This window comes from Bradyrhizobium sp. LB13.1, from assembly GCF_054056815.1.
This window is the reverse complement of record NZ_JBSRYQ010000001.1, coordinates 353,688-371,485: the sequence shown is the minus strand read 5'-3', so window position 1 is coordinate 371,485 and position 17,798 is coordinate 353,688. Positions and strand designations below refer to the sequence as shown.

14 protein-coding genes and 1 pseudogene are annotated in these 17,798 nt (G+C 64.5%); 12 read left to right on the top strand and 3 right to left on the bottom strand.

Annotated elements, in window-relative coordinates:
• Positions 1–29 precede the first annotated feature (29 nt).
• Positions 30–2,600 (bottom strand): ABC transporter permease, encoded by a 2,571-nt coding sequence (locus ACVWYI_RS01735; RefSeq protein WP_456661047.1) that lies wholly within the window; start codon positions 2,598–2,600, stop codon positions 30–32.
• The gene (locus ACVWYI_RS01730) at positions 2,597–3,319 is read right to left on the bottom strand and encodes an ABC transporter ATP-binding protein (RefSeq protein WP_354106604.1); all 723 of its coding nucleotides are present in this window, start codon (positions 3,317–3,319) and stop codon (positions 2,597–2,599) included. Before ACVWYI_RS01730 ends, ACVWYI_RS01735 begins: the two co-directional genes overlap by 4 nt.
• Positions 3,320–3,374: 55 nt before the next feature.
• Here ACVWYI_RS01730 and ACVWYI_RS01725 point away from each other — a divergent pair, with 55 nt between their 5' ends.
• Together ACVWYI_RS01725 and thpR are read left to right on the top strand one after the other, a co-directional pair.
• A complete protein-coding gene (locus tag ACVWYI_RS01725; RefSeq protein WP_456664468.1) occupies positions 3,375–4,010 on the top strand; it encodes a GDSL-type esterase/lipase family protein in 636 nt (211 codons plus the stop codon).
• Positions 4,011–4,185: 175 nt separating this feature from the next.
• Complete coding sequence (thpR, locus tag ACVWYI_RS01720; protein ID WP_247444080.1) at positions 4,186–4,722, top strand: RNA 2',3'-cyclic phosphodiesterase; 537 nt, start codon at positions 4,186–4,188, stop codon at positions 4,720–4,722.
• Between the two features lie 40 nt (positions 4,723–4,762).
• Here the strand turns inward: thpR and ACVWYI_RS01715 are convergent, their stop codons facing one another.
• Positions 4,763–5,017 (bottom strand): type II toxin-antitoxin system VapB family antitoxin, encoded by a 255-nt coding sequence (locus tag ACVWYI_RS01715; RefSeq protein WP_456661046.1) that lies wholly within the window; start codon positions 5,015–5,017, stop codon positions 4,763–4,765.
• A gap of 139 nt (positions 5,018–5,156) precedes the next feature.
• Between ACVWYI_RS01715 and zapE the strand changes: the two genes are divergently transcribed.
• The 10 genes and pseudogenes from zapE to ACVWYI_RS01665 all read left to right on the top strand — a co-directional run bounded on the left by zapE (position 5,157) and on the right by ACVWYI_RS01665 (position 17,730).
• Positions 5,157–6,341 (top strand): cell division protein ZapE, encoded by a 1,185-nt coding sequence (gene zapE, locus ACVWYI_RS01710; RefSeq protein ID WP_456661045.1) that lies wholly within the window; start codon positions 5,157–5,159, stop codon positions 6,339–6,341.
• A 241-nt stretch (positions 6,342–6,582) separates the two neighbouring features.
• Positions 6,583–7,551, top strand: coding sequence for a malate dehydrogenase (gene mdh, locus ACVWYI_RS01705; RefSeq protein WP_456661044.1), 969 nt, complete (start codon positions 6,583–6,585; stop codon positions 7,549–7,551).
• A 203-nt stretch (positions 7,552–7,754) separates the two neighbouring features.
• Positions 7,755–8,951: an ADP-forming succinate--CoA ligase subunit beta gene (gene sucC, locus ACVWYI_RS01700; RefSeq protein WP_456661043.1), complete on the top strand. Its 1,197-nt coding sequence runs from the start codon at positions 7,755–7,757 to the stop codon at positions 8,949–8,951.
• A 4-nt stretch (positions 8,952–8,955) separates the two neighbouring features.
• Positions 8,956–9,435 carry a DUF1579 family protein gene (locus ACVWYI_RS01695; RefSeq protein WP_354049758.1) on the top strand — a complete coding sequence of 160 codons (480 nt, stop codon included), beginning with the start codon at positions 8,956–8,958 and terminating at the stop codon, positions 9,433–9,435.
• A gap of 34 nt (positions 9,436–9,469) precedes the next feature.
• Positions 9,470–10,354 (top strand): succinate--CoA ligase subunit alpha, encoded by an 885-nt coding sequence (gene sucD / locus ACVWYI_RS01690; RefSeq protein WP_456661042.1) that lies wholly within the window; start codon positions 9,470–9,472, stop codon positions 10,352–10,354.
• Between the two features lie 137 nt (positions 10,355–10,491).
• Positions 10,492–13,461 carry a 2-oxoglutarate dehydrogenase E1 component gene (locus ACVWYI_RS01685; RefSeq protein WP_456661041.1) on the top strand — a complete coding sequence of 990 codons (2,970 nt, stop codon included), beginning with the start codon at positions 10,492–10,494 and terminating at the stop codon, positions 13,459–13,461.
• A gap of 182 nt (positions 13,462–13,643) precedes the next feature.
• Complete coding sequence (gene odhB / locus ACVWYI_RS01680) at positions 13,644–14,891, top strand: 2-oxoglutarate dehydrogenase complex dihydrolipoyllysine-residue succinyltransferase (protein ID WP_247344402.1); 1,248 nt, start codon at positions 13,644–13,646, stop codon at positions 14,889–14,891.
• Between the two features lie 52 nt (positions 14,892–14,943).
• Positions 14,944–15,705: an SDR family oxidoreductase gene (locus ACVWYI_RS01675; RefSeq protein ID WP_249804385.1), complete on the top strand. Its 762-nt coding sequence runs from the start codon at positions 14,944–14,946 to the stop codon at positions 15,703–15,705.
• Positions 15,706–15,762: 57 nt separating this feature from the next.
• Positions 15,763–17,166 (top strand): annotated as a pseudogene (gene lpdA / locus ACVWYI_RS01670) (dihydrolipoyl dehydrogenase).
• A 33-nt stretch (positions 17,167–17,199) separates the two neighbouring features.
• The gene (locus tag ACVWYI_RS01665) at positions 17,200–17,730 is read left to right on the top strand and encodes a hypothetical protein (RefSeq protein ID WP_247344395.1); all 531 of its coding nucleotides are present in this window, start codon (positions 17,200–17,202) and stop codon (positions 17,728–17,730) included.
• Positions 17,731–17,798 lie beyond the last annotated feature (68 nt).

The window sequence follows — 17,798 nt, the reverse complement described above, 5'->3', positions numbered from 1 at the left end:
GCCCCCGCGCAGCCGCCCGCTACCATTTGTCACAAATTCCGCAACACCGTGGCGGGCTTTTTGTTCAACGCCAGGAGCGTGCCGGCGAGCCCGAGGCCGACCGTGACGACCAGGGCGGCCGCGACCACGCCGGCCGCGCTGCCGGCCTGCCAGACGAAGGTGAGCGTCATCAGCCGGGTCACGATCATCCATGCAGCGACGCTGCCGGCGAAAACGCCGAAAACCGCAGTGGCGAGGCCGATCAGGAGGTATTCGAGCGCATAGGCGCCGAGCAGCCGCAGCCGGGTCGCGCCCAGGGTCTTGAGGATCACCGCATCGTAGACCCGGTGGCGATGGCCGGCGGCGAGCGCGCCGCCCAGCACCAGGATCGCCGAAATCAGGGTCACGGCGCTGGCGCCGCGGATCGCCAGTGCCAGATTGGTCACGACCGAGCCGACCGTCTCCATCACCTCGCGCACACGCACGCTCGTCACCATCGGATAGGCGTCGGCGACCTCCTTGATGATCTTGCCGTCGCCGGCCGCATCGCCGCCGGCTTCCGTCAGCGTCGCGATGTGGGTGTGCGGCGCGCCCTTGAATGCGTTCGGCGAGAACACCAGGACGAAATTGATGCCGAGGCCCTGCCAGTCGATGGTGCGCAGATTGCTGATCTTCGCGGGGATGTCGCGGCCGAGGATATTAACCACGACCTCGTCGCCGAGCTTGAGGCCGAGCCCGTCCGCGATCTTCTTCTCCATCGAAACCAGCGGTGGGCCGGTATAATCGGCGCTCCACCACTCGCCCTCGACCACCTTGGAGCCTTTCGGCAGATCGGCGGTATAGGTCAGGCCACGGTCGCTCTGCAGCACCCACTCGGAATCGGTAGTGGGCTTGAGCTCCTCGGCGCGGACGCCGCGGGCTCCGACGATGCGCCCGCGCAGCATCGGCACGTCCTCGACCTTCGCGCCAGGGGCGATCTGGCGCAGATAACCGTCGAACTGCTCGGCCTGCGTGCTCGGGATGTCGATGAAGAAGAACGATGGTGCGTGCTCGGGCAATGCTGCCAGGAACTGCCGGCGCAGATTGCCGTCGATCTGGGTGATGGTGACGAGCACCGCAAGCCCGAGGCCCAACGACAGCACGACCGAGGGCGTCAGCGCGCCCGGCCGGTGGATGTTGGCGATCGCGAGGCGCAGCATCGGCAACCGCGTGCGCGGCAGCCGCCGCGCGATCGCCATCAGCAGCACGGCAATGCCGCGCAGCAGCGCGAACACGACGACGGAGGAGGCCACGAACACCGCGGCGATGCGCTTGTCGAACGACAGGCCAATCACGACCGCGATCAGCAGCGCGACCACGACGGCCATGAAAACGAGGTAGCTCCAGCGTGGCCGGTGCCATTCGTTGCTGATGGTGTCGCGGAACAGCGCGGCCACCGGCACGTCGTGCACGCGCCCGAGTGGCCACAGGCCGAAGGCAAGCGCAGTGAGCAGCCCGTAGACGAACGACAGCGCGAGCTCGTCGGCATGCACCGCCGGGACCACCGGCAGCGGCAGCAGCTTGCCGAACAGGCCGACGATCGCAAAGGGCATGGCGGCGCCGAGCGCAAGGCCGATCAACGAGCCGATCGCTGCGAGCAGGAGAACCTGCGCGAGATAGATGCCGAACACGTCGCGCCCGGTGGCGCCGACGGCCTTCAAGGCCGCGATCACCTCGAGCTTGTGGTCGATATGGCTCTTGACGGCATTGGCGACGCCGACACCGCCGACCAGCAGCGCGGCGAGGCCGACCAGCGTCAAAAACTGCGTGAAGCGGCTGATATTGCGTTCGAGCTGCGGCGAGGCATTGGAACGGCTGCGGACCTCCCAGCCGGCCTGCGGCGCGGCGTTGCGCGCATCCGCGATGAAGGTTTCGGTATCGCGCTCGCTGTTGGCGATCTCCGGCAGCTTCACCCGATAGACCCAGCGCACCAGGCTGCCGGGCTGGATCAGGCCTGTCGCGCGCAGGCCTGCCTCGCTGATCAGGAAGCGCGGGCCGAAGCCGATGCCGCCGGCGAGCTTGTCAGGCTCGGCCTCGACCGTGCTGCGGATCTGGAACGTTGCTGCGCCGACGGTGACGCGATCACCGGTCTTGAGCGAGAGCCGCGCCAGCAGCGTCGGATCGGCGGCGGCGCCGAACGCGCCGTCGCGCTCCGCGAGCAGGTCGGACATCGGCAGCGGCGGCGCCAGCGTCAGCTGTCCGAGCATCGGATAGGTATCGTCGACCGCCTTCATCTCGACCAGTGCGAGCTGGCCCTCCGCCGACCGCGCCATGCCGCGCAGTGTGGCGGCGCTCGAGACGGTACCGCGCGAACGCAGGAAGGCGACTTCCTCCGGCTTCGCTTCGCGCTGAAACAAGACGAACGACACGTCGCCGCCGAGCAGCGTGCGGCCCTCGCGAGCGAGGCCGTCGCTCAGGCTCGCCGAGACCGAGCCGACGCCGGCGATGGCCATCACGCCGAGTGCGATGCAGGAAATGAATACGTAAAAGCCGCGCAGGCCGCCGCGCAATTCGCGCAGCGCGTAGCGCAGCGACAGCGCGACGCCGTTGGGCTTCGCGAACGGTTCGACTGCTGCGCTCATGCGGGCGCAGACTGCGTGTCGATGCGCCCCGAACGCAGGCGGATCACGCGATCGCAGCGATGCGCGAGCGAGGAATCGTGCGTGACCAGCACCAGGGTCATGCCGCGCTCGGCATGCTTGCTGAACAGGAGATCGACGATCTGCTTGCCGGTGGCTTCGTCGAGATTGCCGGTCGGCTCGTCGGCAACGAGGATCGCGGGATCGGGCGCCAGCGCGCGCGCCAGCGCAACGCGCTGCTGCTCGCCGCCGGAGAGTTGTGTCGGGTAATGATGCAGGCGATCGCCGAGCCCGACCGATTGCAGCTCCTGCGCCGCGCGCTTGGCGGCGTCGGGATTGCCGGCGAGCTCGAGCGGCACGGCGACGTTCTCCAGCGCCGTCATCGTCGGGATCAAATGGAAGGACTGGAAGACGATGCCGACTTGGCGGCCGCGGAAGCGGGCCAGCGCGTCCTCGTCGAGGCCATTGAAAGGCGTGCCGCTGACCACCACCTCTCCGCTATCAGGACGCTCCAGCCCAGCCATCACCATCAGCAGCGTGGATTTGCCCGAGCCTGACGGGCCGATCAGGCCGATGGTCTCGCTACGGCCGACGCGCAAGCTGATATCCTTGAGAATGTGAACGCGTGCCGCGCCCGTACCCAATGACAGATTGACGTTGGAGATGGCGATGGTGTCCGCCGAGCTGTCGGCGAGCGAAGAGGAAGAGATGCGAGTGTCCATGGTCCGGTCATATGGCAACTCCGTACGCGCGGTCGAGAGGCGTTACGGATTGTTCATGCACATAGCCGTGTTGATGTTCGCTTTGATGACGGTCGCAAATCCGGCCTGGGCGGAAGCGGCGAAACCAGTCAAGCTTGTCGTTCTCGGCGATTCTTTAAGCGCCGGTCTCGGTCTCCCGGCCCAGGAAGCATTCCCCACAAAGCTTAAAAAAGCCTTGCATACCAAAGGCATAGACGTCGACATGACCAACGCGGGGGTGTCCGGGGACACTTCGTCCGCCGGCCGTGACCGGCTCGACTGGTCGGTCCCTGACGGAACCGATGGTGTCATCATCGAGCTCGGCGCCAACGACGCGCTGCGCGGCATCGATCCCGATTTGACGCGCACCGCGCTCACCGAGATCGTCCAGCGCCTCAAGGCGCGCAAGATCGCGGTGATGCTGTGCGGCATGCTGGCGCCGCCGAATTACGGCCCGGATTATGCGGCACGCTTCAATTCGATTTATCCGGATCTGGCGAGAAAATTCGACGTGCCGCTCTATCCGTTTTTTCTTGAGGGTGTCGCGGCCGACGCCAAACTCAACCAGGCCGACGGCATTCATCCGACCGCGCCCGGCGTCGACATCATCGTCAAGAATATCTTGCCCACGGTTGAGGCATTCCTTGGCACGATAGCTGAGCAACGGCGTTGAAAAGCAGGCAGCGCCGACCGTAATTCCCAGGGTTTTACCGGGGTAAGGAGCGCGATGCTTCGCAGGGTCACACAACTGCGATAGGAATTGGGGTACCGGTGATTCGTCGCCGGCTCTAAAATTTGGATATGGTCTTTCCGAAGGGATCATGCCCAAGCATCGGGAGTGCGAAACGATGCCGCGTTTGTTCACCGGTCTGGAAATTCCGGCCGAGATTGGCCAGTCGCTTTCCAATTTGCGGGGCGGGCTTCCCGGCGCCCGCTGGATCGATCCCGAAAATTACCACGTCACCCTGCGTTTCATCGGCAATATCGACGGCATGTCCGCCAACGAAATCGCCTCGATGCTGTTTCGCGTCGACCGCAAGCCGTTCGAGGTGAAGGTGCAGGGTTTGCAGAGTTTCGGCGGACGCAAGCCGCGCGCGGTGGTCGCAACCATCGTGCCGAGCAAGCCGCTGATGGAATTGCAGGCCGAGCTCGAGCGCATGATGCAGCGGATCGGCCTCGACCCTGAAGGCCGCAAGTTCATCCCGCATGTCACGCTGGCCCGTCTGCACGACGCCACCGACCGAGATGTCGCCGACTATCTCTCGCTGCGCGGCTATTTTCCCAGCAAGGCGTTCACGGCCGAACGTTTCGTGCTGTTCTCCTCGCGCGCCTCCACCGGCGGCGGTCCCTATGTGGTCGAGGACGCTTACGAGTTGTGTGAGTGAGCTTGGCTCGCGAGCCATGTGGCGCGTGGCGCCTGTCGCGTCAGGATGGCAATCCGTGTTTGTCATAGACAACGATTTCGTCTGCCGTCTGGTCGGCTACCACAGGCAGCTCGCTCCAGCGTCGGCGGATCGCGGCCATATCGTCCAAGAGAGCAGTCTTGCGGTGCTGATTGTCGATCCGGCTAAGTCGCTCCTCGATAGCTCGCTTCGTCGCGACCACAACGGTCTCGCCGGTGAGTTGCGCCAGCCTCCACGCGAGATGCTCGGTCTCGGGGTCCTCGATACTAAGAGCCATGTCAGGAACCTCAAAGTAGCCGCTTAACTCTCTGATATTTCAATCATCCGCCCGCACCCACGTGGACCAGGATAAGCGCATGCGCCCATTGCGCCAATATACAGTTGCAATTTCCGCCGGTCTCTGGCGGTAAAGAGCCATGCTCTCGATTCCCAGTTCCCCATTCCGCGAGACGTATCAGGCCCTGATCGTATCAGGCGCGATCGAGCCCGACGCTGCGCAGGCCGAGATCGCCGAAGCCTATACGGCGCTTGACGAGCGGCTCGCCGATTACAAGCCGCCGCGCAAGCAGGGCCTGCTCAGTCGCCTGTTCAGCAGCGACAAGGACGACGCGCCGCACGGGCTCTACGTCCATGGCGAGGTCGGCCGCGGCAAGACCATGCTGATGGACCTGTTCTTTCAGCACAGTACCGTCGAGCACAAGCGGCGCGCGCATTTCCACGAGTTCATGGCCGATGTGCACGAGCGCATCTACGACTATCGCCAGGGCATCGCGCGCGGCGAGATCGCCGACGGCGACGTCATCACGCTGACCGCGAACGCCATCTTCGAGGAGAGCTGGCTGCTCTGCTTCGACGAATTTCACGTCACCGACATCGCCGACGCGATGATCCTCGGCCGCCTGTTCGCAAAGCTGCTGGAGCTCGGCACCGTGGTGGTCGCGACCTCCAACGTCGCGCCCGACGATCTCTACAAGGGCGGCCTGAACCGTTCGCTGTTCCTGCCCTTCATCAAGCAGATCACCGACCACATGGACGTGCTGCGGCTCGACGCGCGCACCGACTTCCGGCTGGAAAAACTTCAGGGCGTGCCGATGTGGCTGACGCCGGCAGACACTGAGGCGGGCACCGCGCTCGACCGCGCCTGGTCGAAGATGTCCGGCAGCGCCAAATGCAAGTCGCGCGATATTTCGATCAAGGGGCGCATCCTGCACGTGCCGTGCTCGGCCCCCGGCGTGGCGCGGTTTTCGTTCGCCGATCTTTGCGAGAAGCCGCTCGGCGCATCCGACTATCTCAGGCTGGCGCACGACTATCACACCATCCTGGTCGACCATATTCCAGTGATGGGCCTCTCCCAGCGCAACGCCGCCAAGCGCTTCATCACGCTGATCGACACACTCTATGACAATGCCGTGAAGCTGATGGCTTCCGCCGATGCCAACCCGATCTCGCTGTACCTCGCCCACGAGGGCAACGAGGCCAACGAGTTCAAGCGGACGTCGTCGCGCCTGATTGAAATGAGCTCGGAATCCTATCTGGCGCTGCCCCACGGCCGCAAGGATTCCACCGCCAGCGGCTCGACCAAGGGCTTGGTGGAAACTTAAAAGGGCTTGGTGGAGACTTAAGTCCTATTTGCCAGCGCTGTCATTCCGGGGGCCGCGACGGAGCCCGTCATCGGGCCATGTTTCGTGCAAACCGGTTGGATGCGCTCTGGAATGACAGGGATGCGCTCCAATACGCGGCAAGCCCGACAAATGGGCAACCGGCGACTTGAACGGGGGAGGCTAAAGGGATAACCACCCGTCTCAGTTTTCCCCTCCTGACGTGTCTAAAGGACAGGTTCACATGGCGCGCGACAAGATTGCTTTGATTGGCTCCGGTCAGATCGGCGGAACGTTGGCTCATCTCATCGGCTTGAAAGAGCTGGGCGATGTGGTGATGTTCGACATCGCCGAGGGCGTGCCGCAGGGCAAGGCGCTCGACATCGCGCAATCCTCGCCGGTCGACGGCTTTGACGCGCATTTCACCGGCGCGAACTCCTACGAGGCGCTCGACGACGCAAAAGTCTGCATCGTCACCGCCGGCGTGCCGCGCAAGCCCGGCATGAGCCGCGACGACCTCCTCTCCATCAACCTCAAGGTCATGGAGCAGGTCGGCGCCGGCATCAAGAAGTACGCCCCCGACGCTTTCGTCATCTGCATCACCAACCCGCTCGACGCGATGGTCTGGGCGCTGCAGAAGGCTTCCGGCCTGCCGCACAAGAAGGTCGTCGGCATGGCCGGCGTGCTGGATTCGTCGCGCTTCCGCTACTTCCTGGCCGACGAATTCAACGTCTCGGTCGAAGACGTCACCGCCTTCGTGCTGGGCGGCCATGGCGACACCATGGTGCCGCTGGTGAAGTACTCCACCGTCGCCGGCATCCCGCTGCCCGACCTCATCAAGATGGGCTGGACCTCGCAGGCTCGCCTCGACGAGATCGTCGACCGCACCCGCAACGGCGGCGCCGAGATCGTCAATCTGCTCAAGACCGGCTCGGCCTTCTACGCGCCGGCGGCCTCCGCGATCGCGATGGCCGAGAGCTATCTGCGCGACAAGAAGCGCGTGCTGGCCTCAGCCGCCTACCTGAACGGCGAATACGGCGTGAAGGACATGTATGTCGGCGTGCCCGTCGTGATCGGCTCCAAGGGTGTCGAGCGCGTCGTCGAGATCGAACTCGTCGGCAAGGACCGCGAGGCCTTCGACAAGTCGGTCGGCGCGGTTCAGGGCCTGGTCGACGCCTGCAAGAAGATCGCACCCGATCTTCTCGGCCGCTAAGGTCAAAACGTCCCCGCCGAAGACCGAAACCCGGTCTTCGGCGGTTTCATTTCCGGAGGCCGCGTCGGGCGGGTTCCGGGTCCGCAAGTCCAGAGATCGATGTCAAAGAATCCGAGTTGCAGTTCCTGTGGTATATGGTATGCCAGCCACAAGACTGAGGTGGGCCCATGCGGTCACCGCCCGCGGGTTCAGGGAGCGACCATATGAATATCCATGAATATCAGGCCAAAGCGCTGCTGAATGAGTTCGGCGTGGCGATCTCCAAGGGCGTTGCGGTCCTGAAGGCGACTGACGCAGACGCAGCGGCCAAGGCCCTCCCGGGCCCGGTCTGGGTGGTCAAGAGCCAGATCCATGCCGGCGGCCGCGGCAAGGGCAAGTTCAAGGAAGCATCCGCCGGCGACAAGGGCGGCGTCCGCATCGCCAAGTCGGCCGCGGAGGTCTCCGAGTTCGCCAAGCAGATGCTCGGCGCCACGCTCGTGACGATCCAGACCGGCGCCGCCGGCAAGCAGGTCAACCGCCTCTACATCGAGGACGGCTCCGACATCGACAAGGAATTCTATCTTTCGATCCTGGTCGACCGCGAGACCTCTCGCGTCTCGTTCGTGGTATCGACCGAGGGCGGCGTCAACATCGAGGACGTCGCGCACAACAGCCCCGAGAAGATCGTGACTTTCTCGATCGATCCCGCGACCGGCATCATGGGCCATCACGGCCGCACCGTCGCCAACGCGCTGAAGCTTTCCGGCGATCTCGCCAAGCAGGCAGAGAAGCTCACCGCGCAGCTCTACGCGGCCTTCGTGGCCAAGGACATGTCGATGCTGGAGATCAACCCGCTGGTCGTAACCAAGCAGGGCCAGCTCCGCGTGCTCGACGCAAAAGTGTCGTTCGACGACAACGCGCTGTTCCGTCACCCCGAGGTGCTGGCGCTGCGCGACGAGACCGAGGAAGACGCCAAGGAAATCGAGGCGTCGAAGTACGATCTCAACTACGTCACGCTCGACGGCAACATCGGCTGCATGGTCAACGGCGCCGGTCTCGCCATGGCGACGATGGACATCATCAAGCTCTACGGCATGGCGCCGGCGAACTTCCTCGACGTCGGCGGCAGCGCCAGCAAGGAAAAGGTCGCGGCCGCCTTCAAGATCATCACCGCCGATCCCAACGTGAAGGGCATCCTGGTCAACATCTTCGGCGGCATCATGAAGTGCGACGTGATCGCCGAGGGCGTCACGGCTGCGGTGCGTGAAGTCGGCCTCAGCGTGCCGCTCGTGGTTCGCCTCGAAGGCACCAATGTCGAACTGGGCAAGAAGATCATCCGTGAATCCGGCCTCAACGTGGTGCCGGCCGACAATCTCGACGACGCCGCGCAGAAGATCGTGAAGGCCGTCAAGGGAGGCTAAGGCCATGACCCAGGACCATCTCGCCGCATCATCCCCGCTGCCGGAGCACGCGCGTCTTGCCGCGTTCGCCGGCGAATGGAATGGCGAAGAGGTGGTCTTTCCGTCGCGCTGGACGGAAGGCGGGCCGGCCACCTCGCGCACCGTCGCGCGCATGGACCTCAACGGGTTTTACCTGATCCAGGACTCGGTTCAGATGCGCGACGGCAAGCAGGTCTTCGCCACCCACGGCATCTTCACCTTCGACCGCGAGGACCGGACCTACAAATTGTTCTGGTACGACTCGCTCGGCTACACGCCGCCCTCGCCCGCCTCCGGCGGCTGGGTCGGGAAGACCCTGACACTGGTGCGCGGCTCGCTCCGCGGCAATGCGCGCCACGTCTACGAAATCATCGACGACGATTCCTATTCGTTGAAGATCCAGTTCTCGCCGGACGCGGAAGGCTGGGCCGACGTCCTCACCGGCGTCTACCGCCGCATCCACTGACCTCTCACACGTTAGTTTCGCGAAAGCAGACCTCATGTCCATCCTGATCGACAAGAACACCAAGGTCATCTGCCAGGGCTTTACCGGCAAGAACGGCACGTTCCACTCGGAGGCCGCGATTGCCTACGGCACCAAGATGGTCGGCGGCACTTCGCCCGGCAGAGGCGGCGCGACGCATCTGGGCCTGCCGGTGTTCGACACCGTGCGCGAGGCGCGTGAGAAGACCGGCGCCGACGCGTCCGTGATCTACGTGCCGCCGCCGGGCGCGGCCGATGCGATCTGCGAAGCCATCGATGCCGAGGTCCCGCTGATCGTCTGCATCACCGAGGGCATTCCTGTCATCGACATGGTGCGCGTGAAGCGTTCGCTGGCCGGTTCCAAGTCGCGTCTGATCGGGCCGAACTGCCCGGGCGTCATGACCGCCGGCGAATGCAAGATCGGCATCATGCCGGCCAACATCTTCAAGACCGGCAGCGTCGGCATCGTCTCCCGCTCCGGCACCCTGACCTACGAAGCCGTGTTCCAGACCAGCCAGGAAGGCCTCGGCCAGACCACCGCGGTCGGCATCGGCGGCGATCCGGTCAAGGGAACCGAATTCATCGACGTGCTGGAAATGCTGCTGGGCGACCCCAAGACCGAGTCGATCATCATGATCGGCGAGATCGGTGGTTCCGCCGAGGAAGACGCCGCCCAGTTTCTCAAGGACGAAGCCAAGCGCGGCCGCAGGAAGCCGATGGTCGGCTTCATTGCCGGTGTCACGGCCCCTCCCGGCCGCCGCATGGGCCATGCCGGCGCGATCATTTCGGGCGGCAAGGGCGACGCGGGTTCCAAGACCGACGCGATGAAATCGGCAGGAATTACAGTGTCTCCGTCTCCAGCCCGCCTTGGGCACACGCTTGCCGAAAAATTGAAGGGCTAATTCACTCCTTCGCACTTTTCCGGGCGAAGTTTCGCAGCAAATAGGGTAAATGGTGCCTGTCGCGCTGGTCCTCTGCCGGGGAGCCCAGCGCCAGCGCCGTTTGTTATGCGCGAACCGAAATCGCCAGGAACTCAAGTATGTCTCGCCAAGACGCGAACGCAGCCTTTGCCCTCTCCTCCTTTTTGCAGGGCACCAACGCCACCTACATCGATGAAATCTACGCCCGCTACGAGAAGGATCCGTCCTCGGTGGATGCCGAGTGGCAGGACTTCTTCAAGAGCCTCAACGACCAGCCGGCTGACATCAGCAAGAACGCCGAAGGCCCGTCCTGGGAGCGCGCCAACTGGCCGCTGACCCCGCAGGACGATCTGACCTCCGCCCTGGACGGCAATTGGGCGGAAGTCGAGAAGACGGTCGGTGCCAAGATCGCCGCCAAGGCGCAGGCCAGGGGCGGCGATAAGGGCGGCGGCCTCTCCTCCGCCGACCTGCTCCAGGCCACGCGCGACTCGGTCCGCGCCTTGATGCTGATCCGGTCCTACCGCATGCGTGGTCATTTCCACGCCAAGCTCGATCCGCTCGGCATCGAAGCCCAGCGCAATCGCGAAGAACTCGATCCGCGGACCTACGGCTTCAGCGAAGCCGATTTCGACCGCAAGATCTTCCTCGACCATGTGCTCGGTCTCGAATACGCCAACTTGCGCGAAATCACCGCGATCTGCGAGCGCACCTACTGCCAGACGCTCGGCGTCGAGTTCATGCACATCACCAACGCGGCGCAGAAGGCGTGGATCCAGGAGCGGATCGAGGGGCCGGACAAGGAAATCTCCTTCACCCGCGAAGGCCGTCGCGCCATCCTGATGAAGCTGGTCGAAGCCGAAGGTTTCGAGAAATTCTGCGACACCAAATTCACCGGCACCAAGCGCTTCGGCCTGGACGGTGCTGAATCGCTGATCCCCGCGCTCGAGCAGATCATCAAGCGCGGAGGCAATCTCGGCGTGAAGGAGGTCGTGCTGGGCATGCCGCATCGCGGCCGCCTCAACGTGCTGACCCAGGTAATGGGCAAGCCGCATCGCGCGCTGTTCCACGAGTTCAAGGGTGGCTCGGCCAATCCGGACGCGGTCGAAGGCTCGGGTGACGTCAAATATCACCTCGGCGCATCCTCGGATCGCGAGTTCGACGGCAACCGCATCCATCTGTCGCTGACTGCCAATCCCTCGCATCTCGAGATCGTCGATCCCGTCGTGCTCGGAAAAGTCCGCGCCAAGCAGGATCAGCACGGCGATCCGCCGGACCAGCGCATCTCGGTGATGCCGCTCCTTATGCACGGCGACGCAGCGTTTGCCGGCCAGGGTGTGGTCGCGGAATGCTTCGGCCTGTCGGACCTGAAGGGCTACCGCACCGGCGGCTCCGTGCACTTCATCGTCAACAACCAGATCGGCTTCACCACCTATCCGCGTTATTCCCGTTCTTCGCCGTATCCGTCGGATGTTGCGAAGATGATCGACGCGCCGATCTTCCACGTCAACGGCGACGATCCGGAGGCCGTGGTGTTCGCGGCCAAGGTCGCGACCGAGTTCCGGCAGAAATTCCACAAGCCCGTCGTCATCGACATGTTCTGCTACCGCAGGCATGGCCATAACGAGGGCGACGAGCCGGCTTTCACCCAGCCGGTGATGTACAAGAAGATCGCGGCCCATCCGTCGACGCTCGAGCTCTACGCCCGCCGCCTGATCAGCGAAGGCGTGCTGACCGAGGGCGAGGTCGAGAAGGCCAAGGCGGACTGGCGCGCGCGGCTCGATGCCGAGCTCGAAGCCGGCTCCGGCTACAAGCCCAACAAGGCCGACTGGCTCGACGGCAAATGGGCCGGCTTCAAGATCGCCGATCAGGAAGAAGATGCGCGGCGCGGCGTCACTGGCGTCGACACCGCAGAACTGAAGGATATCGGCCGCAAGATCACCAAGGTGCCGGACGGTTTCCGCGTCCACCGCACCATCCAGCGCTTCCTCGACAACCGCGCCAAGGCCATCGACACCGGCGCCGGCATCGACTGGGCGACCGGCGAGGCATTGGCGTTCTGCACCCTGCTCAACGAGAATCACCATGTCCGCCTGTCGGGTCAGGATTCCGAGCGCGGCACCTTCTCGCAGCGCCACTCCGTCCTGATCGACCAAGAGGACGAGAGCCGCTACACACCGTACAACCATCTCGGCCACGAACAGGGCCATTACGAGGTCATCAACTCGCTGCTGTCGGAAGAAGCGGTGCTCGGCTTCGAGTACGGCTACTCGCTCGCCGAGCCGAACACGCTGACGCTGTGGGAAGCCCAGTTCGGCGACTTCGCCAACGGCGCGCAGGTCGTGTTCGACCAGTTCATCTCCTCGGGCGAGCGCAAATGGCTGCGCATGTCCGGCCTCGTCTGCCTCTTGCCGCACGGCTATGAGGGCCAGGGACCGGAGCATTCCTCGGCGCGGCTCGAGCGTTTCCTGCAGATGTGCGCCGAAGACAACATGCAGGTGGTCTACCCGACCACGCCGGCGAACTACTTCCACGTGCTGCGCCGGCAGCTTCATCGCGAGATCCGCAAGCCGCTGATCGTGATGACGCCGAAATCGCTGCTGCGTCACAAGCGGGCTGTGTCACGTCTCGAGGAACTCGCGAAGGGAACGACCTTCCACCGCATCCTCTACGATGACGCCCAGATGCAGCCGAGCGAGGCGACCAAGCTCGTTCCGGACGACAAGATCCGCCGCATCGTGCTCTGCACCGGCAAGGTCTATTACGATCTCTACGAGGAGCGCGAGAAGCGCGGCATCGACGACATCTACCTGATGCGCGTCGAGCAGCTCTATCCGGTGCCGCTGAAGGCGCTGGTGGCCGAGCTGTCCCGCTTCAAGAAGGCCGAAATGGTGTGGTGCCAGGAAGAGCCGCGCAACATGGGTGCCTGGCACTTCATCGAGCCCTATCTGGAATGGGTGCTGAATCAGGTGAACGGTGTGAGCCGGCGTCCGCGTTATGTCGGCCGCGCCGCTTCCGCCGCGACCGCCACTGGCTTGATGTCGAAGCATCAGGCGCAGTTGAAGGCGTTCCTGGACGAAGCACTGAGCTGAGCTTTTTCGAGCTGCGTCATGCCCCGCCTTGTGCGCAATGGCGCACTGGAGCGGGGCATCCGGCAAACCGTGGCGTCCGTGGTGAATGCGAACGTTTGGGCCTGCTGGATGGTCTGCTTTTCGCCGGCCGATGACACCTGAAAATTCCCGACCGCATTGGCGATCTCCTTAAGGAAAAGACCATGACTGAAATTCGTGTGCCGACCCTCGGCGAATCCGTCACTGAGGCCACCATCGGCCGCTGGTTCAAGAAGGCCGGCGATCCCGTCGCCGTCGACGAGCCCTTGGTGGAGCTCGAGACTGACAAGGTCACCATCGAAGTCCCGGCGCCCTCCGCCGGCACGCTGAGCGAGATCGTCGCCGCCGATGGCGCGACTGTTGCGGTCGGTGCGCTGCTCGGCCAGATCACCGAGGGTGCCGCTGGCGCTGCCAAGCCGGCTGCCGCTGCGCCCGCAAAGCCCGCGGCTGCCGCTCCTGCCGCCGCCGCCGCGGCTGCTCCCGCTGCGGCGTCAAAGGCGCCGCCGGCCGATGCCCCGCTCGCCCCGTCCGTGCGCAAACTCTCGGCTGAGACCGGCATCGACGCCTCGACCGTTCCGGGCTCCGGCAAGGACGGCCGCGTCACCAAGGGCGACATGCTCGCCGCGATCGAGCGTGCGGCGTCTGCGCCGACCCCGGTCAACCAGCCTGCCGCCGCCGTTCAGGTCCGCGCGCCGTCGCCGGCCGATGACGCCGCCCGCGAAGAGCGCGTCAAGATGACCCGGCTGCGCCAGACCATCGCGCGCCGCCTCAAGGACGTGCAGAACACCGCGGCGATGCTCACGACCTTCAACGAGGTCGACATGACCAACGTCATGGCGCTGCGCGCGCACTACAAGGATGCGTTCGAGAAGAAGCACGGCTCGAAGCTCGGCTTCATGGGCTTCTTCACCAAGGCCGTCGTGCAGGCGCTGAAGGACATCCCGGCCGTCAACGCCGAGATCGACGGCACCGATTTGATCTACAAGAACTACTACCACATCGGCGTCGCCGTCGGCACCGACAAGGGCCTTGTCGTGCCCGTGGTGCGCGACTGCGACAACAAATCGATCGCCGACATCGAGAAGGGCATCGCCGATTTCGGCCGCCGTGCCCGTGACGGCCAGCTCAAGATCGACGAGATGCAGGGCGGCACCTTCACCATCACCAATGGCGGCATCTACGGCTCGCTGATGTCGACCCCGATCCTGAATGCGCCGCAGTCGGCCATCCTCGGCATGCACAAGATCCAGGAGCGGCCGATGGCGATCGGCGGCAAGGTCGAGGTCCGCCCGATGATGTACCTGGCACTGTCCTACGATCACCGCGTCATCGACGGCAAGGAAGCCGTCACCTTCCTGGTTCGCGTCAAGGAGAGCCTGGAAGATCCGGCTCGCCTGGTGCTCGATCTCTGAACCCTGATGCTCTGCGAGCGCCGTCGCCTTTCGCGGCGGCGCGTGTCGAACCATGGAGGCGCGCGTGACGGATAAAGTCGTTGTCATCACCGGCGGCAGCCGCGGCATCGGCCGCGCGACCGCGATTGCGGCGGCCGCGCGCGGCTTTCGCGTCGTCGTCGGCTATGCCAGCAACAAGCAGGCCGCCGACGAGGTGGTTGCCGCGATCGAGGCCAGCAACGGCAAGGCGATCGCGGTCAAATGCGACGTCGCGGAGGAAAGCGACATCCTCGCGCTGTTCCAGGCGGCGGACAAGTTCGGCACGCTCGGCGCGCTCGTCAACAATGGCGGCATCGTCGGGACCAGCGGCGTGCGTGTCGACGAGATGTCGGCCGAACGCATCCAGCGCGTCATGGCGGTCAACGTCACCGGCTCCATCCTCTGCGCCCGCGAAGCGGTGAAGCGGATGTCGACCAAGCATGGCGGCCAGGGCGGCGTCATCGTCAATCTGTCATCGGTTGCCGCCAAGCTCGGCGCACCCAATACCTATGTCGATTATGCCGCCTCCAAAGGCGCGATCGATTCCTTCACCATCGGCCTTGGCTACGAGGTCGCAAGCGAAGGCATCCGCGTCGCGGGCATCCGCCCCGGGCTGATCGACACCGAAATCCACGCCTCCGGCGGTGAGCCCGATCGGCATCATCGTCTGGCCCATATGGTGCCGATGAAGCGCGTCGGCACCGCCGACGAAATCGCCAACGCCATCGTCTGGCTGATGTCGGACGAGGCCTCCTACGTCACCGCAGCCACTCTCGATGTGTCCGGCGGACGCTGACGCGCCGCGCGGACGCTGACACATCCTCATCACGCTAAACTCACGGGACTTTCTCTCATGGCTACCTACGATCTCGTCGTCATCGGCACCGGACCGGGCGGTTATGTCTGCGCGGTGCGCGCAAGCCAGCTCGGCATGAAAGTCGCCGTGGTCGAAAAGAACGCCACGCTCGGTGGCACCTGCCTCAATGTCGGCTGCATGCCGTCGAAGGCGCTGCTGCACGCCTCCGAAATGTTCGAGGAAGCCGGGCATTCCTTTGCCAAGATGGGCGTGTCGGTCTCGGCGCGCCGAAGCTCGATTTGCCCTCGATGATGAATTTCAAGCAGCAGGGCATCGACGGCAACGTCAAGGGCGTCGAGTTCCTGATGAAGAAGAACAAGATCGACGTGCTCAAGGGCACCGGCAAGATCTTGGGCACCGGCAAGGTCGAGATCTCCGCCGACGGCAAGTCGCAGGTCATCGAAACCAGGAGCATCGTGATCGCGACCGGCTCGGACATCGCGCGGCTGAAGGGCATCGAGATCGACGAGACCCGCATCGTGTCGTCGACCGGCGCGCTCTCGCTGGACAAGGTCCCCGGCAAGCTGCTGATCGTCGGCGCCGGCGTGATCGGCCTCGAGCTCGGCTCGGTCTGGCATCGTCTCGGTGCCGAAGTGGTCGTCGTCGAATTCCTGGACCGCATCCTGCCCGGCATGGACGGCGAGATCGCCAAGCAATTCCAGCGCATCCTGGAGAAGCAGGGTTTTGCGTTCAAGCTCGGCGCCAAGGTCACAGGCGTGGACACCTCCGGCAAGATGCTGAAGGCGAGGGTCGAGCCCGCCGCTGGCGGCGCTGCCGAGACGCTGGAAGCCGACGTCGTTCTGGTCTGCATCGGCCGCGCGCCGTACACGGACGGGCTGGGGCTGAAGGAAGCGGGCGTAGCGCTCGACAATCGCGGCCGCGTGCAGATCGATCCGCATTTCGCCACCAGCGTGAAGGGCGTCTATGCCATCGGTGACGTCGTGGCGGGCCCGATGCTTGCACACAAGGCCGAGGATGAAGGCGTCGCGGTCGCGGAGATCATCGCCGGGCAGGCCGGTCACGTGAACTACGATGTTATCCCGGGCGTCGTGTATACCACGCCGGAAGTGTCCTGCGTCGGCAAGACCGAGGAGGAGCTGAAGCAGGCGGGCGTGGCTTATACGGTCGGAAAGTTTCCCTTTACCGCCAACGGCCGCTCCAAGGTCAACCAGACCACCGACGGCTTTGTGAAGATTCTCGCAGATGCGAAGACCGATCGCGTGCTCGGGCGTGCACATTATCGGCCGCGAAGCCGGCGAAATGATCCATGAAGCGGCCGTTCTCATGGAGTTTGGCGGCAGCGCCGAGGATCTTGCCCGCACCTGTCACGCGCACCCGACCCGCTCGGAGGCCATCAAGGAGGCCGCGCTTGCAGTCGGCAAGCGGGCCATCCATATGTAGGTCGCGCCCAGCTCCGAATCGGGCGGGAAACACATGCTGCGCCGCCTGCTTCAACCGGTCTGGGTCCTGCTTGCGATCATCTTCCTGATCGAAGCCTGGCTGTGGGATCATCTCGAACCGATCGTCGCGCGGGCTGTCGCAATCATTCCGCTCGCCCGCTTCAAGCAATGGCTGTCGGAGCGCGTCGACGCGCTGTCGCCGGCGATGACGCTGATCGTGTTCGCGGTCCCGATCGTTCCGCTGTTTCCGCTCAAGCTGGTCGGCCTGTGGCTGCTCACGCACGAATACTGGACCAGCGCGGTCGTCACGATCCTGTTCGCAAAGCTGCTCGGGGTCGGCGTCACCGCTTTCGTGTTCGACGTGACGCGCGACAAGCTGATGGAGATGGGCTGGTTCGAGCGGCTCTATCAGCTCGTGATGAAGCTGCGCGCCAAGGCCGCCGAGCTGGTCGATCCGGTCAAACGCCGCATCAGGGAGCTGATCGCCGGCAACGGCGAAGGCTGGTCCTCCCGCACGCTCCGATTGATCCAGCGTTTTCGCAAGAGCGTGCACGAAGCGCGCTGATCGTCGCCACTTGTTCGGTGTCATTGCCCGCGAAGGCGGGCGGCGTACTGGATGCCCCTTCGCGGAGC

Bases quoted from the DNA above. Each gene is read 5' to 3' on its own strand.
- ACVWYI_RS01735 (WP_456661047.1), bottom strand. From the start codon at position 2,600: ATGAGCGCAGCAGTCGAACCGTTCGCGAAGCCCAACGGCGTCGCGCTG.
- ACVWYI_RS01675 (WP_249804385.1), top strand. From the start codon at position 14,944: ATGGAGGCGCGCGTGACGGATAAAGTCGTTGTCATCACCGGCGGCAGC.
- ACVWYI_RS01715 (WP_456661046.1), bottom strand. From the start codon at position 5,017: ATGGCTCTTAGTATCGAGGACCCCGAGACCGAGCATCTCGCGTGGAGG.
- ACVWYI_RS01685 (WP_456661041.1), top strand. From the start codon at position 10,492: ATGTCTCGCCAAGACGCGAACGCAGCCTTTGCCCTCTCCTCCTTTTTG.
- odhB (WP_247344402.1), top strand. From the start codon at position 13,644: ATGACTGAAATTCGTGTGCCGACCCTCGGCGAATCCGTCACTGAGGCC.
- ACVWYI_RS01695 (WP_354049758.1), top strand. From the start codon at position 8,956: ATGACCCAGGACCATCTCGCCGCATCATCCCCGCTGCCGGAGCACGCG.
- ACVWYI_RS01665 (WP_247344395.1), top strand. From the start codon at position 17,200: ATGCTGCGCCGCCTGCTTCAACCGGTCTGGGTCCTGCTTGCGATCATC.
- thpR (WP_247444080.1), top strand. From the start codon at position 4,186: ATGCCGCGTTTGTTCACCGGTCTGGAAATTCCGGCCGAGATTGGCCAG.
- sucC (WP_456661043.1), top strand. From the start codon at position 7,755: ATGAATATCCATGAATATCAGGCCAAAGCGCTGCTGAATGAGTTCGGC.
- sucD (WP_456661042.1), top strand. From the start codon at position 9,470: ATGTCCATCCTGATCGACAAGAACACCAAGGTCATCTGCCAGGGCTTT.
- ACVWYI_RS01725 (WP_456664468.1), top strand. From the start codon at position 3,375: ATGCACATAGCCGTGTTGATGTTCGCTTTGATGACGGTCGCAAATCCG.
- zapE (WP_456661045.1), top strand. From the start codon at position 5,157: ATGCTCTCGATTCCCAGTTCCCCATTCCGCGAGACGTATCAGGCCCTG.
- mdh (WP_456661044.1), top strand. From the start codon at position 6,583: ATGGCGCGCGACAAGATTGCTTTGATTGGCTCCGGTCAGATCGGCGGA.
- ACVWYI_RS01730 (WP_354106604.1), bottom strand. From the start codon at position 3,319: ATGGACACTCGCATCTCTTCCTCTTCGCTCGCCGACAGCTCGGCGGAC.